The organism is Dyadobacter sp. SG02 (assembly GCF_900109045.1).
GTDB lineage: Bacteria > Bacteroidota > Bacteroidia > Cytophagales > Spirosomataceae > Dyadobacter.
Genome location: NZ_FNYL01000008.1, coordinates 51,018 through 71,923 on the forward strand (window position 1 = coordinate 51,018; position 20,906 = coordinate 71,923).

The 20,906-nt window shown below is 47.7% G+C and carries 21 protein-coding genes; 15 read left to right on the plus strand and 6 right to left on the minus strand.

The genetic code is table 11. The annotated features are described in order from the left end of the window. Positions 1-31 precede the first annotated feature (31 nt). The 3 genes from BMW93_RS19410 to carA all read left to right on the plus strand — a co-directional run bounded on the left by BMW93_RS19410 (position 32) and on the right by carA (position 2,905). On the plus strand, positions 32-1,021 hold the full coding sequence (locus BMW93_RS19410; RefSeq protein WP_019941751.1) for a DNA-directed RNA polymerase subunit alpha: 990 nt from the start codon (positions 32-34) through the stop codon (positions 1,019-1,021). Between the two features lie 72 nt (positions 1,022-1,093). After that, positions 1,094-1,645: a 50S ribosomal protein L17 gene (gene rplQ, locus BMW93_RS19415; RefSeq protein WP_090380042.1), complete on the plus strand. Its 552-nt coding sequence runs from the start codon at positions 1,094-1,096 to the stop codon at positions 1,643-1,645. A 150-nt stretch (positions 1,646-1,795) separates the two neighbouring features. Then, positions 1,796-2,905 carry a glutamine-hydrolyzing carbamoyl-phosphate synthase small subunit gene (gene carA, locus BMW93_RS19420; RefSeq protein ID WP_090380044.1) on the plus strand — a complete coding sequence of 370 codons (1,110 nt, stop codon included), beginning with the start codon at positions 1,796-1,798 and terminating at the stop codon, positions 2,903-2,905. 65 nt (positions 2,906-2,970) lie between these two features. On the opposite strand, the gene BMW93_RS19425 is transcribed toward carA, so the two are convergent. Next, the gene (locus BMW93_RS19425) at positions 2,971-3,672 is read right to left on the minus strand and encodes a rhodanese-like domain-containing protein (RefSeq protein WP_177194133.1); all 702 of its coding nucleotides are present in this window, start codon (positions 3,670-3,672) and stop codon (positions 2,971-2,973) included. 128 nt (positions 3,673-3,800) lie between these two features. Between BMW93_RS19425 and eno the strand changes: the two genes are divergently transcribed. The 5 genes from eno to BMW93_RS19450 all read left to right on the plus strand — a co-directional run bounded on the left by eno (position 3,801) and on the right by BMW93_RS19450 (position 8,969). Further along, a complete protein-coding gene (gene eno / locus BMW93_RS19430) occupies positions 3,801-5,072 on the plus strand; it encodes a phosphopyruvate hydratase (protein ID WP_090380050.1) in 1,272 nt (423 codons plus the stop codon). Between the two features lie 59 nt (positions 5,073-5,131). Beyond that, positions 5,132-5,464 (plus strand): septum formation initiator family protein, encoded by a 333-nt coding sequence (locus tag BMW93_RS19435; RefSeq protein ID WP_090380053.1) that lies wholly within the window; start codon positions 5,132-5,134, stop codon positions 5,462-5,464. A gap of 39 nt (positions 5,465-5,503) precedes the next feature. After that, positions 5,504-7,036, plus strand: a complete 1,533-nt coding sequence (gene gpmI, locus BMW93_RS19440) for a 2,3-bisphosphoglycerate-independent phosphoglycerate mutase (protein ID WP_090380056.1) — start codon at positions 5,504-5,506, stop codon at positions 7,034-7,036. A 76-nt stretch (positions 7,037-7,112) separates the two neighbouring features. Next, entirely contained in the window at positions 7,113-7,688 is a 576-nt protein-coding gene (locus tag BMW93_RS19445; protein ID WP_090380059.1) for a hypothetical protein, read from the plus strand. A 327-nt stretch (positions 7,689-8,015) separates the two neighbouring features. Next, the gene (locus BMW93_RS19450) at positions 8,016-8,969 is read left to right on the plus strand and encodes a hypothetical protein (protein WP_090380062.1); all 954 of its coding nucleotides are present in this window, start codon (positions 8,016-8,018) and stop codon (positions 8,967-8,969) included. 63 nt (positions 8,970-9,032) lie between these two features. Here the strand turns inward: BMW93_RS19450 and BMW93_RS19455 are convergent, their stop codons facing one another. The 4 genes from BMW93_RS19455 to BMW93_RS19470 form a co-directional block, all read right to left on the minus strand. Then, positions 9,033-9,926, minus strand: coding sequence for a polyphosphate kinase 2 family protein (locus BMW93_RS19455; RefSeq protein WP_090380064.1), 894 nt, complete (start codon positions 9,924-9,926; stop codon positions 9,033-9,035). 28 nt (positions 9,927-9,954) lie between these two features. After that, complete coding sequence (gene rdgB, locus BMW93_RS19460) at positions 9,955-10,530, minus strand: RdgB/HAM1 family non-canonical purine NTP pyrophosphatase (protein ID WP_090380065.1); 576 nt, start codon at positions 10,528-10,530, stop codon at positions 9,955-9,957. 140 nt (positions 10,531-10,670) lie between these two features. Further along, the gene (locus BMW93_RS19465) at positions 10,671-11,582 is read right to left on the minus strand and encodes an FKBP-type peptidyl-prolyl cis-trans isomerase (RefSeq protein ID WP_090380068.1); all 912 of its coding nucleotides are present in this window, start codon (positions 11,580-11,582) and stop codon (positions 10,671-10,673) included. A gap of 47 nt (positions 11,583-11,629) precedes the next feature. Further along, positions 11,630-12,664 carry a bifunctional oligoribonuclease/PAP phosphatase NrnA gene (locus BMW93_RS19470; RefSeq protein ID WP_090380071.1) on the minus strand — a complete coding sequence of 345 codons (1,035 nt, stop codon included), beginning with the start codon at positions 12,662-12,664 and terminating at the stop codon, positions 11,630-11,632. 204 nt (positions 12,665-12,868) lie between these two features. Between BMW93_RS19470 and BMW93_RS19475 the strand changes: the two genes are divergently transcribed. Beyond that, the gene (locus BMW93_RS19475) at positions 12,869-13,288 is read left to right on the plus strand and encodes a nucleoside-diphosphate kinase (protein ID WP_090380073.1); all 420 of its coding nucleotides are present in this window, start codon (positions 12,869-12,871) and stop codon (positions 13,286-13,288) included. Between the two features lie 73 nt (positions 13,289-13,361). On the opposite strand, the gene BMW93_RS19480 is transcribed toward BMW93_RS19475, so the two are convergent. Continuing rightward, positions 13,362-13,877, minus strand: a complete 516-nt coding sequence (locus tag BMW93_RS19480) for a fasciclin domain-containing protein (protein WP_090380762.1) — start codon at positions 13,875-13,877, stop codon at positions 13,362-13,364. A gap of 95 nt (positions 13,878-13,972) precedes the next feature. Here BMW93_RS19480 and BMW93_RS19485 point away from each other — a divergent pair, with 95 nt between their 5' ends. The 6 genes from BMW93_RS19485 to BMW93_RS19510 all read left to right on the plus strand — a co-directional run bounded on the left by BMW93_RS19485 (position 13,973) and on the right by BMW93_RS19510 (position 20,902). Further along, entirely contained in the window at positions 13,973-14,608 is a 636-nt protein-coding gene (locus BMW93_RS19485; protein ID WP_090380077.1) for a DUF1080 domain-containing protein, read from the plus strand. A 130-nt stretch (positions 14,609-14,738) separates the two neighbouring features. After that, on the plus strand, positions 14,739-16,898 hold the full coding sequence (locus tag BMW93_RS19490) for a TonB-dependent receptor (protein ID WP_090380080.1): 2,160 nt from the start codon (positions 14,739-14,741) through the stop codon (positions 16,896-16,898). Positions 16,899-16,935: 37 nt separating this feature from the next. Then, positions 16,936-17,592, plus strand: coding sequence for a hypothetical protein (locus BMW93_RS19495; protein WP_090380083.1), 657 nt, complete (start codon positions 16,936-16,938; stop codon positions 17,590-17,592). A 25-nt stretch (positions 17,593-17,617) separates the two neighbouring features. Beyond that, positions 17,618-19,066, plus strand: a complete 1,449-nt coding sequence (locus tag BMW93_RS19500; protein WP_090380086.1) for a histidine kinase — start codon at positions 17,618-17,620, stop codon at positions 19,064-19,066. Continuing rightward, positions 19,050-19,832, plus strand: a complete 783-nt coding sequence (locus BMW93_RS19505) for a LytTR family DNA-binding domain-containing protein (RefSeq protein WP_090380089.1) — start codon at positions 19,050-19,052, stop codon at positions 19,830-19,832. The genes BMW93_RS19500 and BMW93_RS19505 overlap by 17 nt, the downstream gene beginning before the upstream one ends. Positions 19,833-20,149: 317 nt before the next feature. Continuing rightward, on the plus strand, positions 20,150-20,902 hold the full coding sequence (locus BMW93_RS19510) for an isoprenyl transferase (protein WP_090380091.1): 753 nt from the start codon (positions 20,150-20,152) through the stop codon (positions 20,900-20,902). Positions 20,903-20,906: the final 4 nt, after the last annotated feature.

A 20,906-nucleotide genomic window follows, 5' to 3' on the forward strand; every position in this document is an offset into this window, starting at 1 on the left:
ATCATTTACTACTATAAAAGGAGCAAGGACTATGTCAATATTAGCTTTCCAAATGCCTGATAAGGTCGTCATGGAGAAAGCAGACGACTTTCACGGGTTGTTTGAGTTTAAGCCTTTAGAGAAAGGATACGGCGTAACCATTGGTAATGCGTTGCGTAGGATTCTCCTTTCGTCTTTGGAAGGTTACGCCATCACGAGTGTGAAGTTCCCAGGCGTGCTTCACGAATTTTCTTCTATCGAAGGTATAGTTGAGGATGTTACGGAAATCATCCTGAACCTGAAAATGGTTCGTTTTAAAAAAGTTTCTGACCTGAGTGAGAGCAGGATCGTTGTAAACCTTAAAAATGTATCGGTAATTACTGCCGGCGACATTGGCAAGTTTACAAGCGCATTTGAGGTTCTGAATCCGGATCTGGTCATTTGCCATATAGATGATCAAAAGGAGTTCGAAATGGAACTTCTCTTGGATAAAGGTAGAGGTTACGTACCGGCAGACGAGCCACGGGCCAATGAGCTTCCGTTCGGCTACATCGCGGTAGACTCCATTTATACGCCTATCAAAAATGTGAAATACAGCGTTGAAAACACGCGTGTTGAACAGCGTACCGACTACGAACGTCTTTTGATCGACATCCAGACAGATGGATCTATCCACCCTGAGGATGCATTGAAAGGCGCTGCCAATATTCTGATTCAACACTTCATGCTGTTCTCTGACCAAACGATGACGTTTGAGAAGCAGAAAGCTGAGGAAGACAATCAGGTTGATGAGGAAATGCTGCGTATGAGAAAACTGTTGAAGACTTCATTGTCTGAACTGGATCTTTCAGTACGTGCTTACAACTGTTTGAAATCTGCGGATGTTAAAACACTTGGTGACCTGGTAAGACTTGAAATTTCGGATATGATGAAATTCCGGAACTTCGGTAAGAAATCACTCACCGAGCTGGAACAACTCGTTGCCGACAAGCAGCTCACATTTGGAATGGACGTGTCGAAGTACCGTCTGGACGAGGATTAATTAAATTCCATCATAAGTATGTATTCTGTAGCGCGCTAACCGCGCCGCTCGAAGCAACTAAACAACAAAACAATGAGACACGGTAAAAAGGACAATCACTTAGGAAGAACCGCATCACACCGCAAGGCGATGCTCTCAAACATGGCTTCCTCTTTGATCCTTCACAAAAGAATTGAAACAACCTTGGCTAAGGCAAAAGAACTTCGCAAGTTCGTTGAGCCTCTGCTGACTCGTGCGAAAGAAGATACTACCCACAACAGAAGGATAGCATTCTCTTACCTGAACGATAAAGAATCGACAAAAGAGCTTTTCGGAATCGTTTCGGACAAAATCGCATCTCGCCCGGGTGGTTACACACGTATCATCAAATTGGGTAACCGTTTGGGTGACGCGGCTGAAACTGCGCTGATCGAGCTGGTTGATTTCAACGATGCACTGTTGCTTGCTAACGCTGACAAACCTGCTAAGACTCGTCGCAGCAGAAGAGGTGGCAAGAAAGAGGGAGCTGTTGAGGCTGCCCCTGTTAAGAAGGAAGATCATCCGATCGTAGCGGAAACTGAGGCTCCGGCTGAGGAAGAAGCTCCGAAAACAGAAGAAACACCACGCGAAACTGAAAAGGAATAGTTTGGAAATCGGAAATTGAAATATAGGAAAAGGGTTGAACGGTTTCGTTTAACCCTTTTTTTTGAGTAAAAAGTCGTATTTTTGCACCAAAATTGAGCCGGTTGCCTGAAATGGCCCAAAATAGACCGGGAAATAGATTTAAACCATAATATGAATCAGAAAAAGGAAGCTCTGTTGTTGCTAGAAGACGGAACAGCATACAAAGGACTCGCTTTGGGTAAAAGTGGAACCACCGGTGGCGAAATTTGCTTTAATACGGGCATGACCGGCTACCAGGAAATCTACACAGACCCTTCCTATTACGGTCAGATCATCGTGAATACCAACTCGCACATCGGTAACTACGGTGTTCAGCTGGAAGACGAAGAAGAATCTGGCTCGGTTAAGATCCGCGGGATGGTTTGTAACACATTCTCACAGATCTATTCACGCGACACCGCTGATTTCTCGCTGCAAGAGTATTTCGAAAGGGCTAACATCGTCGGTATCAGCAATGTGGATACGCGCCACCTTGTACGCCACGTGCGTGAGAAGGGTGTGATGAACGCCATTATCTCTTCCGAGATCCTCGACGAAGTGGAACTGATGAAAGAATTGAAGAAAGTCCCTTCTATGGATGGACTGGAGCTTTCTTCGGAAGTAACAACTGAGGAGCCTTACTTCATGGGCGACGAGGCTACTGCGAAATTCCGCGTTGCGGTAATGGATTATGGTATCAAGAAAAGCATTCTGCTTAACCTGACTTCGAGAGGTTGCTACTGCAAAGTTTTCCCTGCACAAACATCTTACGAAGAGGTATTGCAATGGAAACCCGACGGCTTCTTTATATCGAATGGCCCCGGCGATCCTTCGGCAATGGCATATGCAGTTGAAAGCGTAACGCAAATGGTCGAAACGGCTAAGCCGCTTTTCGGTATCTGCCTCGGTCACCAGTTACTGGCGCTTTCGAGCGGAATCAATACTTACAAAATGCACCATGGCCACCGTGGTTTGAACCACCCGGTAAAAAACCTGATCACTGGCCTTTGCGAGATTACTTCGCAAAACCACGGTTTCGCTGTGAAGCCGGACGAGATCGAAAGCCACCCGGACATCGAGGTTACGCACATTAACCTGAACGATAAGACCATTGAAGGTATCCGCAGAAAGGATTACCCGGCATTCTCGGTGCAATACCACCCTGAAGCATCGCCAGGTCCGCACGATTCGCGTTACCTGTTCGACGAGTTCCTCAAACTGCTCGAAGCAAGCAAAGCATAATAGCAAAAAGTCCCTCGGCACAATGCAGAGGGACTTTTTTGCTATTATGAGTTTGGAGTTAATGTTTAGAGTTGGGAGTCTAGTAATGCACGGAACTCCTTTTCTTCCATAAAGCCATTCTTCCGGGTGACCAGTTTCCCATTTTTATAAAGCAGGAATGCGGGGATCTCATCCACGCCCAGTTCCTTTACCAATGCCTTGTTAGGATCAAAAGCGATCGTTTCGATCTTAGCATTACCCGCATATTCCTTTTGCAATTTCGCAACGGTCGGCAGCATTTTCACACATGGCGGGCACCATTTGGCGTGAATGTCGATCAGGACGACCTTTTCGGAGTTTATGATTTTGTTAAATTCCGAGGAGCTCATGCCTTTTATGCCAGCCTTGTTGGCGCCTTCGACAGCTTTGCCGGAAGTATTCCATTTCAGGTAGCCACCTTTCATATCATAAACTTCTTTGAAACCGCTTTCATGCAATGCAGTGGCCGCAGCCGCGCTTCTTCCGCCCGATAGACAATACACATACACAGGCTTGTTCTTATCGAGCTTCGCTATTTTTTCTTTGAAATCGGGGTTCTTGTAATCGACGTTCGAGGCTTTTGCCAAATGGCCTTCGCCGTACTCGTCGGGGGTGCGTACGTCCAGGAGCTGGGCGTTTCCTGATTTGGCCAGCTGTTTTTCGAATTCTTCCGTAGTGAGCTGTGTCTGAGCTTGTAATGTAAGGGGTAAGCTAAATAATGCGGTAGTCAGAATGTGGGTTAATTTCATAGTAAATGTTGTGGTTGACCAGATCGTAAATTTAGCCAAAATGAGCCGGAGTTTATGGATGACCATTTTTTTTGCGTTATTTTGTAGCGTTAACCATATTCCAAATTTAATTAAACCACAAGCTGCAAATGAGTACGATTCAGTCAGTACATGCAAGACAAATTCTGGATTCAAGAGGAAACCCTACAATAGAAGTTGATATTCGTACCGAGAATGGTTATCTGGGCCGCGCTGCTGTTCCTTCCGGAGCTTCTACCGGTAAGCACGAGGCAGTTGAGCTTCGCGACGACGACAAAAGCGTTTACGTTGGAAAAGGAGTTTTGAAAGCGGTTGAGAATGTAAACGACATCATTTTCCCTGAACTGATCGGTTGCTCCGTATTCGAGCAAAACCTTATTGATAAAATCATGCTGGAACTGGATGGCACGCCTAACAAAGCGAAATTGGGCGCTAATGCTATCCTTGGTGTTTCCCTTGCTGCTGCGAAAGCTGCTGCACAGGAGGCAAACCTTCCATTGTACCGTTACGTTGGTGGTACCAACGCAAATACGTTGCCGGTACCAATGATGAACATCCTGAACGGAGGTAGCCACGCGGATAACTCTATCGACTTCCAGGAGTTCATGATCATGCCTGCCAAAGCTGATACATTCTCGCAGTCGTTGCGCATGGGTGTTGAGGTTTTCCATACTTTGAAAACCGTATTGAAAAGCAAAGGCTACTCTACCAACGTAGGTGACGAAGGTGGTTTTGCTCCAAATATCAAATCCAACGAAGAAGCAATCGAGGTTGTTCTTCAGGCGATCGAAAAAGCAGGTTACAAACCAGGCGAAGACATTTTCATCGCTATGGATGCTGCTGTTTCCGAATTCTACGAAAACGGTCTGTATCACTTCAAAAAATCAGATGGCCGTAAGTTAAGCTCTGATGAAATGGCTGACTACTGGACTCAGTGGGTGGCTAAATACCCTATCATCTCAATCGAAGACGGTATGGACGAAGACGACTGGGCAGGTTGGAAAACTCTGACAGACTCAGTGGGCCACAAAACTCAGCTGGTAGGCGACGATTTGTTCGTAACGAACGTAAACCGTCTGCAACAAGGTATCGAATCACAAATCGCCAATGCGGTATTGGTGAAAGTAAACCAGATCGGTTCTTTGACTGAGACTATCGATACTGTAAACCTTGCAAAACGCAACAGCTATAAGAGCATTATGTCGCACCGTTCAGGTGAAACAGAAGATTCGACAATTGCTGACCTTGCGGTTGCATTGAACACAGGCCAGATCAAAACCGGTTCGGCTTCACGTTCTGACCGTATGGCGAAATACAACCAGCTTCTCCGCATCGAAGAAGAACTGGGCGAAAGCGCATACTTCCCAGGATTGAAATTCTAATTCAAACCATATAAGAGCCGGAGCCCAGCGCTCCGGTTCTTGTTTAAGGGTATTTCAATATGAAAAACCACTCATTCTGGTCTCTGCACACATTAAAGAACTTCTATATCGCCACGTTCGTCGTGTGGCTGATATGGATATTGTTCCTCGACAATAACAACATCCGGGTTGTAATGTCGAACCGGATGAAAATGAAAGATCTCGAAAAGGAGAAAGCAATCCTTGAAACGAAGATCAAAGACGTCAAAAAAGAGCGGAATGAGGTTTTCGGAAATCCCAGAATGCTTGAAAAATGGGCGCGCGAGAAGTTTATGATGCGCCGGCCCAACGAAGAAGTATATGTGATTGTGGACGAAAACAATCAGCCTGTCGAAAGCAAAAAGGAAGAGTAGGTTGTTACTCTTTTAAATATCATCTTAATTCAGCATACATTGAGCAAGAAAGTCATCCTCATTATCATGGACGGCTGGGGAATCGCCAAATCCGGCGAGGAAAACCGTTCTGCCGTTTTAGCGGCAAATACCCCGTTCTACGATTCCATTCTTCAAAAATACCCGCATAGCAAACTCGAAGCGAGTGGCCTGGCAGTAGGTTTGCCGGACGGACAAATGGGCAACTCCGAAGTAGGGCATACCAACCTCGGTGCAGGTCGCGTGGTTTACCAGGATCTGGTAAAAATCAACCTTGCGGTATCCGAAGGCACGCTCGCACAAGAGCCCGCGCTCGCGCAGGCGCTCGACTATGCGAAAGCCGAAGGTAAAAGGGTTCACTTCATAGGTCTGGTTTCGGACGGCGGCGTGCACTCGCACATCGATCACCTGAAAGGCCTTTGCCAGATCGCTGCGGATCGTGGTTTGAGCGACGTATTCGTTCACGCATTCACCGATGGCCGCGATACCGATCCCAAGAGCGGATTGGGCTTCCTCACCGAGCTGAGCGAATCGATGGCGCAAAGCACCGGACGCATTGCCAGCATTACAGGTCGCTACTATGCTATGGACCGCGATAAGCGCTGGGAGCGCGTAAAACTAGCTTACGATGCGCTCGTACACGGCGAAGGCAAGCACGTGCCTGCTGGTGACGTTTTGAACGCCGTACAAGCTTCGTACGAGGAAGGCGTTACCGACGAATTCATCACGCCGATCATCGCTACCAATGCAGACGGCTCTCCGCTCGCATTGATTCAGGACGGCGATGTGGTACTTTGCTTCAACTTCCGCACGGACCGCGGCCGCGAAATCACGCAGGCGCTTACGCAACAGGATTTCCACGAGCAGAATATGCACAAGCTCAATTTGAAATACATCACCATGACGAACTATGATGATACTTTCAAAGGCGTGGATGTAATTTTTGACAAAGACAATTTGAACAATACCCTCGGCGAAGTGCTCGAATCGGTTGGTAAGAAGCAGATCCGCATTGCTGAAACCGAGAAATACCCGCACGTTACATTCTTTTTCTCGGGAGGTCGTGAGAAGCCTTTTGAAGGTGAAAGCCGTTTGCTTTGCCCTTCACCGAAGGTAGCTACTTACGATTTGCAGCCTGAAATGTCGGCATTCGACATTCGTGACGCCATTGTTCCTGAGTTGGTGAAAGAAGAAGTGGATTTCGTGTGCCTCAACTTTGCTAACCCGGACATGGTAGGACATACCGGCGTTTTCGAAGCGGCTGTGAAAGCTTGTGAAACGGTTGACCAATGCGTACAGGCAGTGGTAACTACGGGTCTGGACCACGGCTATTCATCGATCATTATCGCCGATCACGGTAACTCGGATTACATGTCGAACGACGACGGTTCACCGAACACGGCGCATTCATTGAACCTGGTGCCGTGCATTCTGGTAGATAATGAATATCAAAAACCCATCAATAATGGAAAGCTAGCGGACATCGCGCCGACCATTCTGGAATTGATGGGGATCGCGAAACCCGCAGAAATGACGGGAACAAGCATTCTCTAAAACTTTCATACATCGATTGATGTTAACAGCAGAGGGTCCTATGGGCTCTCTGTTTTTTTAGCCACATCTGAAATCCATGCATTACCGCTTCTTTACTATCGTCGCAGCCGTTCTGGTTATGTCATTAACCTCCTGCAATCAGGAAGAAACCCGTGACGACGCTCCCAAGGCTTATTACGATTTGAAAGGTTTTATCGAAAACCAGATCGTGTATTTAAATGAAAAGAAGCCGGAAGTTAACAAAACGGCGATTTTGGGAAGCAAACGCGAAGTTTCGAAGACCCGCGAGGTAGATTGGAAGAAGGAGCTCGAATTGTTTGTACAGGCGGACATTAACAAACCTTCCTACCGGCAGAGTTATGAAGTGGTGCAAAATGGCCCGCTGCATTATGAATATCGTCTTAAACCAGGCAATGACCTGCCTGTGGTCTATCTGAAAATCGACACAGATTCAGTTTTAAAACAGCCATTGCGTGTGGAGGCATTGCTCCGCGCGTCGAATAAGGTCTATAACTCGGAAAAGAAAATAGTGCTTAACACGTCGAGACACGATAACCTTCTGGGAGTAAACGCCTATGAGGTAAACGGTTACCAGAAACTGATCTTTGTCGAGAAGAAGCAGTTTAGTATTCGGGGCCAAATAGGACTTTAACGGGGCGATTGCATTATTTTCTATGTACCTCCACACCATATTTTGTGGTAACATTACCCAATTTTCCAGTTGCAAGTTTGAGATAGCCAGCGGTTTGCGGGAATTTTCGAATCCTTAAAATATTCTTAAAAAAGAGCCAAATTCATGATAATGAGGCTCTTTTTTGCATTTCAGCAGGATTTAGCTCTTAGATAATATGGTCATTTCGTGGCGCAGGCATTGAGCGGCACAGAATTGTTTGATGTGAAGGCAGAACAGCATGTAGACCCGGATTAAATTTAACCTGTCTCCATGAGAAACTAAATCACACAAGTAAACTTAATATCAATGCAACAAGAACAGAAAAATAAGCAAAGCATCGCCTGGGCAATGGTAGTTGTCCTTGGGCTTGCAACAGCCATGTTCGGCTACTTGTTCACAACTCAGAAACAAGAGTTGACCCAGCAAGAGTCAATGGTAGTCGAAAAGGCAAGAGAGTTGGCTGTAACCAAAACTAAACTGGATTCTATTTCCACCGTATTGGATGCTAAAATTGCGGAAGTTGAGAAATTGGGTGGTGACGTTACGGAACTGACCAAGATGAAGGAGAAACTCGAAGCTGACAAGGTAGCATTCAGCCGCAGCCGCAGAGTTGAAACCAACAAATATCTCGGCAAAATCAAGGAATACGAAAAATTCCTGACAGAAAAAGACGAGATGATCGCGCAGCTGAAAGCGGAAAATGAGCAGCTGGTAGCAAGCAACGACTCCCTGCACACTCACGTGGGAACGCTTACCAGCGAACGTGAGAGACTGGTACAACGCCAGACTGAACTGACCGACTCAGTAGTAACATTTACTGCGGCTAACAAAGAATTGAGCGCCAAAGTAAGTAAAGCTGCTGCCCTGAAAGCTCAGAACCTGAAAGTGCTGACGGTTAACTCAAGAGGTAAAACCAAAGAACGCGAAGAGTACAAAGCTAACCGTGTTGATAAACTGAAACTGGTTTTCAATCTTCCGGAAAACGAGTTGACTTCGCAGGAACCAAAAGATATTTATGTGCGGGTGCTGGATCCGGACGGAGCGGTTGTAGCTGACGATGCTACTGGCTCGGGTGAGTTTGAAATCGATGGCGCACCATCTAAATTTACAACCCGCGAGTCGATCGCTTACCAGAACAACAACCAGAAAGTGGAGATGTTGTACGATAATGCGAACAAGTTCCGCCCTGGAAAATATAATGTGGAGCTGTATGCGGAAGGATATAAAATTGGTGGCGGCAATTTCACCATCAAAAAGTAAGATATAACTTCACACCATGCATAGCTATAAGGCCGCTGATCGACGATCAGCGGCCTTCCTTTTTTAGGGCTGTTGCGTTTGTGCATTGATGATATCGATGAAATGGCGTAGCTCCTCGGTCCGTTGCGGGCCGGATTCCGGATAGCTCATTTTCATCTTTTTCAATTCTTCGGCGACGATTTTCGCGACGGTAAGGCGGAGATTCTTCTTGTCGTCGGCCGGAATTACATACCACGGCGCTTTTTTGGAGGCTGTTTCATTAATGCAATCTTCGTAAGCCTGCATATATTCCTTCCATTTGTCACGCACTTTCACATCCTGCTCTTCGAACTTCCAGTTTTTAGAAGGGTCCTCAATGCGCTCGATCAGCCGCTCGGCTTGTTCTTCCTTTGAGACATTCAGGAAGAACTTGATCACCCGGATACCATTTCGGGAAAGGTACTTTTCAAGATTCCGGATGTCGGAATAGCGGTGTTTCCAGAGCTTGTCCAAATCCTCGGTCAGTTCCGCGGGCAGGCGCTGCGATTGCGTCAGTATCTCGGGCTGCACTTTTACAACTAATACTTCTTCATAATAACTGCGGTTAAAAATCGTAATCGTGCCGCGCTGAGGTAATACCAGATTCGTCCGCCAGAGAAAATCGTGTCCCAGTTCAGTTTCAGTTGGCCTTTTGAAAGAATGGATTTTAACACCTACGGGATTTACGCCCGAAAGCACATGCTTGATCGTCCCGTCCTTCCCCGCCGCGTCCATAGCCTGGAAAATCACAAGAAGTCCGTAGCGGTTGTGCGCATACATCATGCTTTGTAATTCATCGAGCTCCTTCGCTGATTCGTCCTGCATAGCCTCGTATTTGGCTTTGTCTGCGTAAATGTCCTTGAAACGTGTTTTAGCCTTACTGATGTCAAATTTCTTGCTACCGTCGTAGCGATAATCATCCGAATTAAAGTCCGACATGTCCGTACGATTTAATGTGAATAAAAGCTCAATGATGATCGAGAAAATCGACCAGTGCAGCGAAAGCGATGGAGCGATGGCTTATCTGTGATTTTTCGGCTAGCGTCATTTCCGCAAAAGTCCGGTCTTGCCCCTCGGGGATAAATACCGGGTCATAACCAAAGCCGCCGGTACCCCGTTTCTCATCGATGATCGTTCCGTGGGCGCGGCCTTCAAATACATAGTATTCATTTCCCAGACTCAGTGAAATAACGGTCAGAAAGTAGGCGCTGCGGTCTGTCTCACCGGAGAGTTTGTCGAGCAAAAGGGCGATATTATCATCATGGCTGCGTTGCGGGCCTGCATAGTATGCGGAATGTACCCCCGGTTCGCCATTCAGCGAAGCGACGACGAGTCCGCTGTCGTCTGCAAAACAGTCGATACCGTATTTCTCACGTACATAGCTGGATTTTGCCCTGGCATTCTCCTGAATTGTTTCAAAAGGTTCTGGTATTTCTTCGAAACAGCCGATGTCCGACAAGGTAACAAGTTCGAACCTGTCCCCTAGCAAGGCTTGTATTTCCCTTAGTTTGTTTTGATTGTTTGTTGCAAAGCAAAGTTTCATAGATAGTCGCATTATTGAAATGCATTTTACGCAAAAAATGGGTAGGGTTAAATGCGACAAAGGCACGAATTGTCACGAAACGTGTTCGTGGACATTCGTGCCTTTGTAGGCATTATATTAAAGATGTGGTTTCGGTCGCCTTATTTCGCCGGAGCAGGAGTCGGAAGCGCTGGGCCCGCTGCCGGTTTAGCGCCTTTGGTAAAGTCGATCAGTTCCATTTCAAACTGCAATACCGAGTTGCCCGGGATTGGTCCGTAAGTTTCAGGTCCGTAAGCAAGTCCCGAAGGGATCAGCAGCAAACCTTTTTCTCCTTTTTTCATCAAAGTAATACCTTCATCCCAGCCCTGGATCACCATTCCGGCGCCTACTTGCAGGTCGAGTGGCTTGCCCTGGTTTTTAGAGCTGTCGAATTCTTTGCCATCCAGGAACTTGCCGGTATAATGCACTTTTACATTGTCGCCGGCGGTAGGGCTTGCGCCTGTTCCTTCTGTTTGAGGCACATAAACAAGACCTGAAGCCGTTTTTCTGGCTTTCGCTTTCAGGTTATTTTTAACCAGATAGTCTTCAATGGTTTTCGCATCGATATCTTTCTGTTTTTTACCAGCTTCGGCTTGCTGTTTCTGGAATTCTTCCGAAGTCAGTACGCTCACAACCTTCACGGTAAAAGTCAGCTCAGAACCTTTTTTGATCATCGGAGGCATTGGCTGACCGATTTTCGCGAACAAAGTATCTGCATTTACTAAAAATTTGGCGCTGTCACCGGTAGCGAGCAACGTAAGGCCTTCTTCGAAACTGCCTTTGTAAGGTGGTGCCTGCAATACCATTTTTACCGGATTTTTCTCTTTATATGTATCGCGGAGCGTAGAGTCGGTACCATTCTTCAACACCAGGTGGAATGTCATGATATCCCCTAGTTTAGCCTTTCTTGCATCGTCTTCGTGATCGAAAAGCGTGTATTTAAGGCCGCTTTCGGTAACCTGCTGACGATGTTGATTGCAAGCGGCTGCGAGAATAGTTATGCCCATCGCATAACCGATTGTTTTTAAATTCATTGGGACGTGTTAATTAGAAGATATTTTAGTGAAGTTAGAATTTAAGTTTAGTCAACGCTTAAAAGTTCTTCCTGGTATGAAGGAAGTATGCTTAAAAATCTTGCAACTGTTTCATTTACTGATTGTTCTGACCGGCCTCCCGATGCATTCTTGTGCCCGCCGCCGCTAAAATGCGTGCTCGCAAGGTCTCTCACCGAGAATGTACCCACCGAGCGGAACGAGATCTTGACCTCGCCTTTGCGTTCGATGAACATGGCTGACATGACTACATTTTCAACCTGCAAACCATAGTTCACAATCCCTTCCGTTTCTCCGGACGCCGAGTTGAATTTTTGCAACTCAGCTTCTGTCAGGACCATATACGCCGTCCGGTATTCGGGCAGTACCACCAGTTTCTGGGAAAGTACATAGCCCAGGAATTGCAGGCGCGAAAGCGGTGCATTGTCGTAGATCAGCCGGTGCACGCGGCTCGAATCGAAGCCGGTACGCATTAAATCGGCCACTGCCAAATGCACGGCGGGCGTCACATTACCGTGGCGGAACGAGCCGGTGTCGGTCATAATGCCGGCGTAAAGGCATTCGGCCATGGGAATATCGAAAATCTGGTCGGCAGGCAGGCCGCCTTCCATTTCTTTCACAAGCTCATAAACCAGCTGCGCCGTAGCAGCAGCGGTGGTATCCCAAACCATCCATTTCGCGAAATGTTCCGGTTCGAGGTGATGATCGATCATCATTTTAGGCGCCGCCGCATCCTGAACCACTTTGCCAAGATCTTTCAACCGCGATAATGCGGAAAAGTCGAGGCAGCAGATCAAGGTCGCCTGCTCGATCTTTTTCTTGCATTTACCCTGCTCCGAAGCCTTCTCGTACACGAGCACATGCTCCATGCCCGAGAGCCAGCGAAGGTTCGCCGCATAGTCGGTAGGACTGATCACCGTCACTTCATGACCTTTTTTGAGCAAATAACTGGCCCAGCCCAGGGACGAACCCAATGCATCCGCATCCGGATCGCGGTGCGTTGTGATAACAATTTTTTGGGGTTGGGATAAAAAAGAGCGAAGCTCTTCAATGATTTGATTCACAGTGACTTAGTTCAAAAGAGGTATTTCCTGTTTGCTTAGAGCCCACAAAATTAACAAAACTGTTGGGATTTGCTTCATGATGGGCGGTAAAGGCTGGCAATCAGGCGGTGATTTAACATAAGGCGGCCGTTTACAAACGAAAGGTTCGGTATTTTAAAATGAAATATAGTAGCTTGCAGGCAGTATCAATAAAGCCAAGTACGTATGCCAACGAATAAGACATTTACCATGATCAAGCCTGATGCTGTGAAGGATGGTCATGCGGGTTCTATCATCAAGTTGATCGAAGCAGCAGGATTCCGGATTGTGGCCCTGAAAAAAACGCAGCTTACTTCCGAGCGTGCGGGCGAATTCTACGCCGTGCACAAAGAGCGTCCCTTCTACAATGATCTTTGCCAGTATATGTCATCCGGGGCGATCATCCCGATGATCCTCGAAAAGGAGAATGCGGTAGCTGATTTTCGTAAGCTCATCGGCGCGACAAACCCGGCGAATGCCGAGGAAGGTACTATCCGCAAATTGTATGCGATATCGATGGAGAAGAACGCGATCCACGGATCGGATTCAGACGAAAATGCGGAGATTGAAGGAAATTTCTTTTTCTCGCATGTAGAGCAGTTTTAAGAACATTAGCTGATAAAAAGAAGAACCCCGGAGCCAGAGCTTCGGGGTTCTTCTTTTTAAATGCTTTATATCACTATTTGACCTTCACATACACGCTATCGACTATCTGAATGAGTCCATTAGACGCCGAAACATTCTTCTTGGTAATCTCAGCATTGTTCACATTCACAACGCCTTCCTGTTTCACAAACTTGATCTTTTTACCACTGATTGTTCTCATGCTGTCGGTTGGAAGGGTGCTGTCTACATTGTAAATGCTTTTGATGACGTGGGAGTTCAAGAACCATTTTACTGAATCCACTGACATGCGTGTGATCATCGAAGCACTGGCAATGTTAGCCTTATTGAAAGCGTCATTCGACGGGAGAAAAAAAGTTGCATCCTGCGTTCTCAGCGCATCACTGAATGTCGCATGATGCATGATTTCTTTAAGTATACTGAACTCCGGATTTTCATTGATAATATCCGTTACAGTTCTTTGACCTACCTTATCGGCGTCTTTTTCCTTACAAGAAATCAAAATCGTTGAAAATAGCCCTGCTGCCAAAAAAAATGTTGCCCAACGCCCCCCAAAACGGTTTTTTTTCATAGCTTTCCAAGTGGTTAATTTTTGTAAAACTAATGCAAAATGTAGTTTGATAGAATTTGTAACCATAAATTTTTAATCCTAATCCTATAACCACCATGTTAAAATTGAGACGATTGATCGTCGCCGGAGCAGCTGTTCTAATGCTTAATTCGGCGTTTTTCGCGCTGAAAGGGCCGTCTGCCGATCCGTTGAAAAAGCCTGTCAAATTATTCAACGGGAAAGACCTTAAAGGCTGGACCGTCCACGGTACCGAAAAATGGTACGTAGAAGGCGGGGAACTCATCTGCGAGAGCGGCCCCGACAAGAAATACGGCTACCTCACTACCGACAAGTTTTACAAGAACTTCGACCTGACCCTCAAATTCAGACAAGAGGCGAACGGCAACAGCGGTGTTTTCTTCCGCTCGACGGTGGAAGGTACCAAAGTTTCGGGCTGGCAAGTGGAAGTGGCGCCGCCAAACCACGACACCGGCGGCATTTACGAATCGTACGGCCGCAACTGGCTCGTACAGATCCCTGACGAAAAAGAAGGCTTCCTGAAAATGGGCGAATGGAACACGCTGCGCATCCGCGCGGAAGGCGACCGTACCCAAACCTGGCTCAACGGCCACGAAATGGTGGACCTTACCGACGCTAAAATCGGCGCGGGTGTAGGGTCGATCGCATTGCAGATCCACGACGGCGGGGGTATCAAGGTGCATTGGAAAGACATCTTGCTGGAAGAGCTCTAAAACCAGCAGTTTTTCATTCCGTCAGCGGGCGAATTCATCCCGCTGAAACCGGCACTTCGTCGGAAATCACTTACGAAACGGCTTCATGGCCAATAGATTTGTGTCAGCAGTTACACATAATCTATTAGCCATGAAGCTTTTTTATTGTCTGTTGCTATTCGTTTCACCGGCCGTTTTTGCCCAGAAAACCATTCAGGGCAAAGTGACCGACCACAAAGGAAATGCATTGCCCGGCGCAAATGTGTTCCTGAAAGGTACCTACGACGGCGGAACGACCGACGCGAACGGTGCTTTCGCATTCCAGACTTCGGAATCCGATACGGCTACCATCGTCGCCAGCTATGTCGGTTTTGAGGCTTTTGAGAAGAAGATTAGTCTGAAAGAAAGCATGCCCGCAATGTCCATTAAACTCGACGAACTGGCCAACGAACTGAATACCGTCGTGATCACCGCGGGTGCATTCGAGGCGTCGGACGAGAAGAGAATGGCTATGCTGAAACCGCTGGATATAGTAACTACGGCGGGCGCGGCGGCGGATATTACCGGCGCAATGCAGTTTTTGCCCGGCGCGCAGCGGGTAGGGGAGCAAGAGGGGCTATTCGTCCGCGGCGGCTCGGGCCAGGAAACCAAGATCGTGATTGACGGGATGATCGTGCAGAACCCGTTTTTCAGCTCGTTGCCTGATGTACAGTCGCGGGGGCGGTTCAATCCATTTATGTTTAAAGGCACTTCATTCAGCACCGGCGGCTATTCGGCGCAGTATGGGCAGGCGTTATCGTCGGTATTGCTGCTGAATACGACGGATAAGATCAGTAATAATGGATTGGGCATTAGTCTGAACCTGGCGAATGCGGGTTTGAATTATGATTATGCCAATAAAAATCAATCGGTGTCGGCGGTCGTGTATTATGGTAATCTGCGGCCGCTATTCAAGCTGGTAAAGCAGAATGTGGAATGGCTACACGCCCCGGAGTTCAAAGGTTCCTCATTGACCTATCGTTGGAAACCGACCAAAAACGGGATTTTGAAAGTTTACGGCATGTATTCCGACAGCCACCTGAGCATGAACAGCAACGACCCTTTTTCAGACTCGGGGAAAACGCGGCTGGTTTTGAAAAATAATAATGCATTCACCACCAGTACTTACACCGATTCCTGGGCCGACGGTCGCTGGACGATCAACTCCGGCCTTTCATATAGCCGTAATAAGGACAATATGACTTACGACGGCGTCAACTTCGACCGCTTCGACGAGCGCACGCAAGCGCGCATTGTACTTACACGCCTGCTCACGGGGAACAATACCATTCTTTTCGGAGCCGAGGCGCACGCGATCAATATCGGGAATGGCGTCGATGGCAAGATGTACCGGCTCAAAGACCGCTACACAGCCGCATTTGTGGAGTCGGAAATTTACATTACCCGTGCATTGGCGGGACGGATCGGTGTTCGTAGTGAGTATTCTTCGGTAATCAGCCGTGCTAATGTTGCCCCAAGGTTGTCATTCGCATACAAAACAGGCCGGTACAGCCAGGTGTCGCTTGCCGCGGGACAGTTTTACCAGAACCCGGATTACAGGTATTTATATTTAAACAAATCCCTGAAATACGAGCGCGCCGATCATTTGATCCTCAATTACCAGATCATCAAAAACCAGCGCACATTTCGCGTCGAGACATTTTACAAAAACTACGCGCAGCTCGTCCGTGAATTCACCGGCCAGCCATACGACGCCGATCCCTACCGTTTCCCATGGGGCACCACTACCAATGGCGGCGACGGCTACGCCCGGGGCTTCGATTTCTTCTGGCGCGACCAGAAATCCATCAAAAACCTCGATTACTGGGTTACTTACAGTTTCGTGGATTCCAAACGCCTTTTCCAGCAATTTGCACAATCGGCCACGCCGACATTCATTTCAAACCATAATATCAGCCTCATCACCAAAAAGTGGTTTGAAAAAGCCAAAACCAACCTCAGCGCGACCTACGCATTCACCAGCGGCCGGCCTTACTACAATCCTAATAATGAAGAATTCCTGAAAGACCGCACGCCTGCCGTGCATAATGTGAGCATTCAGGCCAGCAAGTTGCAGAGCATTAAAGGCAACCTGGTGATATTCTACGCCACGGTCGATAATATCCTTAATACCCGCAATGTATTTACCTACCGCTACACGCCCGACGGGCAGACGCGCTTCGCCGTGGGCCCGCAGAGTTACCGCAGCTTTTTTGTAGGCATGCAGATCATGCTTTCGAAGAAGGCCAAAGTGGAGAAAGATGATTTTTAAACTAATTAATATTCAGCATTTTAAAATAAACAAGACAATGAAAAAGCTATTCACATTCGCAGTGCTGCTCGTGTTCGCAACCGGCATTGCGTGGGCGCAGAATGAAAAGTATACCCAGGCGATGGGCGACGGTATCAAAGCATTGAACAGCATCGACCGTGAAAAACCGGACCCGAAGAGCCTGGTGGATATCGCCAACCGCTTCGAACGCATTGCCGCTGCGGAGCCGAAAGAATGGCTGCCGAAGTATTATGCGGCCTATGCGAACGTATTGCTCGGTTTCGTAGCGCCAACCCTGAGTGAAAAAGATCAGTATCTGGATAAAGCAAATGTCTTATTGAAAGATGCAGAGGGCATTGCCGGCAAGCCGAACGACGAAATCGAGGTTTTGAAAGCATATCAATCCCAAATACACCTGGCAGCCGATCCTATGAACCGCTGGCAGGCGGACGGGGAGAAGTTCCAGGGGTTCCTGCAATCGGCGAAGGCTTTGAATGCCGACAATCCTCGCATTTATTACCTGGAAGGTTCGAGCTTGTTCTTTACACCGGAGGAATATGGCGGCGGGAAAAAGGTAGCAAAGCCGACGCTCGAAAAAGCGCAACAGAAATTCAATGCTTTCAAACCGGCATCGGGCATTCACCCGGATTGGGGCAAAATGGAAACCGAATGGATGCTTTCTCAGACAAACTGATATTAACGTTTAGGGTTTAAGTAGCATGGACGACAACAAGACGAAGCCGTTGCGCATGACAGCCTCATCGCTGGACGGAAGGGATTTCAGTAACATGGATCTGGAATATGCAGATTTCAGCTTTTCGAGTTTGAAGGATATTAACTTCGACGGGGCGAATCTGCGCAATGCAAAACTTCGTTTCTCGGCCCTCGACCGGACGACCTTCCGGAACGCCGATCTGCGCAATGCGGATCTGAGTTTCAGCAGTATGTCCGATGTGGATCTGAGCGGGGCAAAGGTAGAGGGGGCTAATTTCAGTTTTACTTCACAGGAAAAATCATTCAACTGGCAGGATTTCAGCCTCATCGGCATTATCCAGACGCAGAGCTGGGTAGGTACGCTCGTGGCGGCGATTCTCGGCGCGGTGATTTTGTACGGTTTCAATGCGATCGCCTATTTTACGGCTGAGCTGACATTTACGGACGAGCCGATCCGGCTCAGTTTCTATAAATACCTGGTGACATTGAACGTCATCGTGGGCGTTTGCACAATCCTGATCACGCAGGGTATGACGATGTGGCTCGATATGGTGATCAAAAGTTTGTGGGTCAAGCATATTCTTTTGTCGATCGTCATTTTCCTTTTCGACAGCGTTATTACCATTATTATTTTACAATATTTTGCTGCCGACACGGTAAGCCAGTACCTCGCGCGTTACCCGAGCGAGCCCTCGCAGAATGCGCCCTGGTACTGGTATGCGTGGGTGCCCATTGCGCTCGCGAACGTGTTTTACTTTCTGAGCCGGGAGGGGCGGCAGATTTCCCGGAAGATCTCCGACCAGGAGTACCAGCTTTTGAATCTTGAAAAACTGAAAACACGTGCCGAGCTGGACGCATTACAGGCCCGCATTAACCCGCATTTTCTATACAATTCGCTGAACAGCATTGCCAGCCTCGTGCACGAAGATCCCGACAAAGCCGAGGAGATGACGCTGCTGCTTTCCAAGCTGTTCCGTTATACAACTGGTCGAAAAACGAGCGATTATTTCGATACCATCGAAAATGAGCTGGAAATGGTCGAGACCTATTTGCAGGTCGAGAAGGTGCGGTTTGGCGACCGCCTGCGATTTACAGTCGAAGTTGAGGAAGAGTCTTTGAAAAATTTGCAGGTACCCAAATTCATTTTGCAGCCGATCGTGGAGAATGCGATCAAGCATGGCATTTCGCGCATGGCTGACCTGGGGAATATCGTGGTGAAGATTTACGAGAAAGACGGATGGCTGCATTTGTGCGTGCATGATAACGGCCCGGCATTTTCCGATACCCTGGGTGCAGGTTACGGCATGCGCAGCATTCAGGACAAGCTGAAACTGCTTTACGGCGAGAACGCACGTTTGGAGCTGCTCAACCAACCGCACAAATCGGTTAATATTGCCATCCAGAAATCCGCAATTGAACAACATCAACAATCCAACCATGCATTTTCCGCTTAAAACGATCCTGATCGACGACGAACAGCTTGCATTGAGCCGCCTCAGAAGGTTGCTCGAAAAGCATCCCGACACTTTCGACATCGTGTCGGAAGCCAAAAACGGTGCGGAAGGGCTGGTCGAGATCGACAAACATCGTCCCGACGTTATTTTCCTCGATATTGAAATGCCGCTGCTGAATGGTTTCGAAATGCTTTCGAAGCTTACCAGTATGCCATTGGTCATATTTTCGACGGCCTATGACCAATATGCGATCCGCGCATTTGAAGAAAACTCCGTGGATTACCTCCTGAAACCGGTAGAAAACGACCGGCTGATGAAAACCATTGAAAAGATCAGGAACATTACCCAGGCGGCAAATGACCATTCGGGGAATTTTAATCCGTATTCCGAGAACCTGCTGCGGCTGCTGGAAGAAATGAAGCCGAAGCGGGAGATATTTTCATTGTCGGTGAAATCCGGCGACCGTATCCTGCTGATCCCGATGACGGAGATCACGCATTTCGAGGCGGAGGAGAAATACGTTTTCCTGAACACGCTCGACGGGCAGAAGTACCTGCTCAACTACACGCTTACTTCGCTCGAAGAGAAGCTTCCAAAGCATTACCTGCGCGTGAGCCGGGCAGGTATTGTCAACTCCCACCATATCAAGGAAATCCAGAAACACTTCAATGGCAAGTATGTGATTGTGATGCGCGATCGCAAGGCTTCGCAGGTCACCAGCGGCAGTACTTACGGTGATGCGATCCGTCATCTTCTTGATAATTAATCGAATTGCACCCCGACTGTACCGGAATATTCATTTTGTAGACCTGATTCTTATTCCTAAATTGCGCCCTCGTTTAAATTTCCATTGTTATTTTGGAGGTTAATGCGTTGTCCATCAAGGCTTTCTGATAGGTCAGGGGCGAAGGCAGGAATGAATTGTGCAGATTTTCGGCACACATTGACAGGTTGCTGCGTATTTGTTTACTGGCAAAGTGATTCCTGAAATAACCCGGAGCGGCCGAAAATCATTCCCGATGGCAGGCTCTTCGAAAATGTTGTTTTTGTTTTGTTAAAAAAGGTTAAAAGGAGTCAGGAGTAATGAAGGAGCTCATTGATACGGGCAATCTGCCAAAACACATCGCCGTTATCATGGACGGTAACGGAAGATGGGCCCAAAACCAGGGAGCAGCGCGTGTGTTTGGTCATCGTAACGCGATCAAGGCGGTTAGAGAAGTGACGGAAGGATGCGCGGAGCTCGGAGTTTCTTGTCTGACGTTGTATGCTTTTTCAACCGAAAACTGGGCACGCCCGGAATTTGAAGTAAGAGCGCTGATGGAACTGCTCGTGCAATCGATTGGTAATGAGCTGCCGACCATGATGAAAAACAATGTGAAGCTCGATACGATCGGGGATACGGCAAGCCTTCCAAAGAGCTGCCAGAACCAGCTCGGAAAAGCAATCGAGGCGACACGCAACAATACAGGCCTGAATCTCATCCTGGCATTGGGTTACAGTGGCAAGTGGGACATTACCCAGGCAGCACGCAAAATTGCCGACGACGTTCGTAACGGTGTTTTGCTACCCGAAGAAATCAATGAGGAAGTAGTAGCAGGTAATTTGTCGACGGGCAGCCGCCCCGAGGTAGACCTGATGCTGCGGACAGGCGGTGACCACAGGATCAGCAACTTCCTGCTTTGGCAACTGGCATATTCTGAACTGTATTTTTATGAGGATCTTTTCTGGCCCGACTTCCGCCGGGAGCATTTGTACGAGGCGATACTTTCGTATCAGAACCGTGAAAGGCGCTTCGGCAAAACGGGTGAACAAATTAAAGCGAATGGTGCTAAGTAGAATT

What these genes read in the sequence shown, in the direction of transcription:
- BMW93_RS19485 (WP_090380077.1), top strand. Translation starts at nt 13,973, where the DNA reads ATGTTAAAATTGAGACGATTGATCGTCGCCGGAGCAGCTGTTCTAATG.
- BMW93_RS19450 (WP_090380062.1), top strand. Translation starts at nt 8,016, where the DNA reads ATGCAACAAGAACAGAAAAATAAGCAAAGCATCGCCTGGGCAATGGTA.
- BMW93_RS19510 (WP_090380091.1), top strand. Translation starts at nt 20,150, where the DNA reads ATGAAGGAGCTCATTGATACGGGCAATCTGCCAAAACACATCGCCGTT.
- BMW93_RS19455 (WP_090380064.1), bottom strand. Translation starts at nt 9,926, where the DNA reads ATGTCGGACTTTAATTCGGATGATTATCGCTACGACGGTAGCAAGAAA.
- BMW93_RS19410 (WP_019941751.1), top strand. Translation starts at nt 32, where the DNA reads ATGTCAATATTAGCTTTCCAAATGCCTGATAAGGTCGTCATGGAGAAA.
- BMW93_RS19435 (WP_090380053.1), top strand. Translation starts at nt 5,132, where the DNA reads ATGAAAAACCACTCATTCTGGTCTCTGCACACATTAAAGAACTTCTAT.
- BMW93_RS19425 (WP_177194133.1), bottom strand. Translation starts at nt 3,672, where the DNA reads ATGAAATTAACCCACATTCTGACTACCGCATTATTTAGCTTACCCCTT.
- BMW93_RS19445 (WP_090380059.1), top strand. Translation starts at nt 7,113, where the DNA reads ATGCATTACCGCTTCTTTACTATCGTCGCAGCCGTTCTGGTTATGTCA.
- rdgB (WP_090380065.1), bottom strand. Translation starts at nt 10,530, where the DNA reads ATGAAACTTTGCTTTGCAACAAACAATCAAAACAAACTAAGGGAAATA.
- BMW93_RS19490 (WP_090380080.1), top strand. Translation starts at nt 14,739, where the DNA reads ATGAAGCTTTTTTATTGTCTGTTGCTATTCGTTTCACCGGCCGTTTTT.
- carA (WP_090380044.1), top strand. Translation starts at nt 1,796, where the DNA reads ATGAATCAGAAAAAGGAAGCTCTGTTGTTGCTAGAAGACGGAACAGCA.
- eno (WP_090380050.1), top strand. Translation starts at nt 3,801, where the DNA reads ATGAGTACGATTCAGTCAGTACATGCAAGACAAATTCTGGATTCAAGA.
- BMW93_RS19495 (WP_090380083.1), top strand. Translation starts at nt 16,936, where the DNA reads ATGAAAAAGCTATTCACATTCGCAGTGCTGCTCGTGTTCGCAACCGGC.
- BMW93_RS19480 (WP_090380762.1), bottom strand. Translation starts at nt 13,877, where the DNA reads ATGAAAAAAAACCGTTTTGGGGGGCGTTGGGCAACATTTTTTTTGGCA.
- BMW93_RS19465 (WP_090380068.1), bottom strand. Translation starts at nt 11,582, where the DNA reads ATGAATTTAAAAACAATCGGTTATGCGATGGGCATAACTATTCTCGCA.
- rplQ (WP_090380042.1), top strand. Translation starts at nt 1,094, where the DNA reads ATGAGACACGGTAAAAAGGACAATCACTTAGGAAGAACCGCATCACAC.
- BMW93_RS19500 (WP_090380086.1), top strand. Translation starts at nt 17,618, where the DNA reads ATGGACGACAACAAGACGAAGCCGTTGCGCATGACAGCCTCATCGCTG.
- BMW93_RS19475 (WP_090380073.1), top strand. Translation starts at nt 12,869, where the DNA reads ATGCCAACGAATAAGACATTTACCATGATCAAGCCTGATGCTGTGAAG.
- BMW93_RS19505 (WP_090380089.1), top strand. Translation starts at nt 19,050, where the DNA reads ATGCATTTTCCGCTTAAAACGATCCTGATCGACGACGAACAGCTTGCA.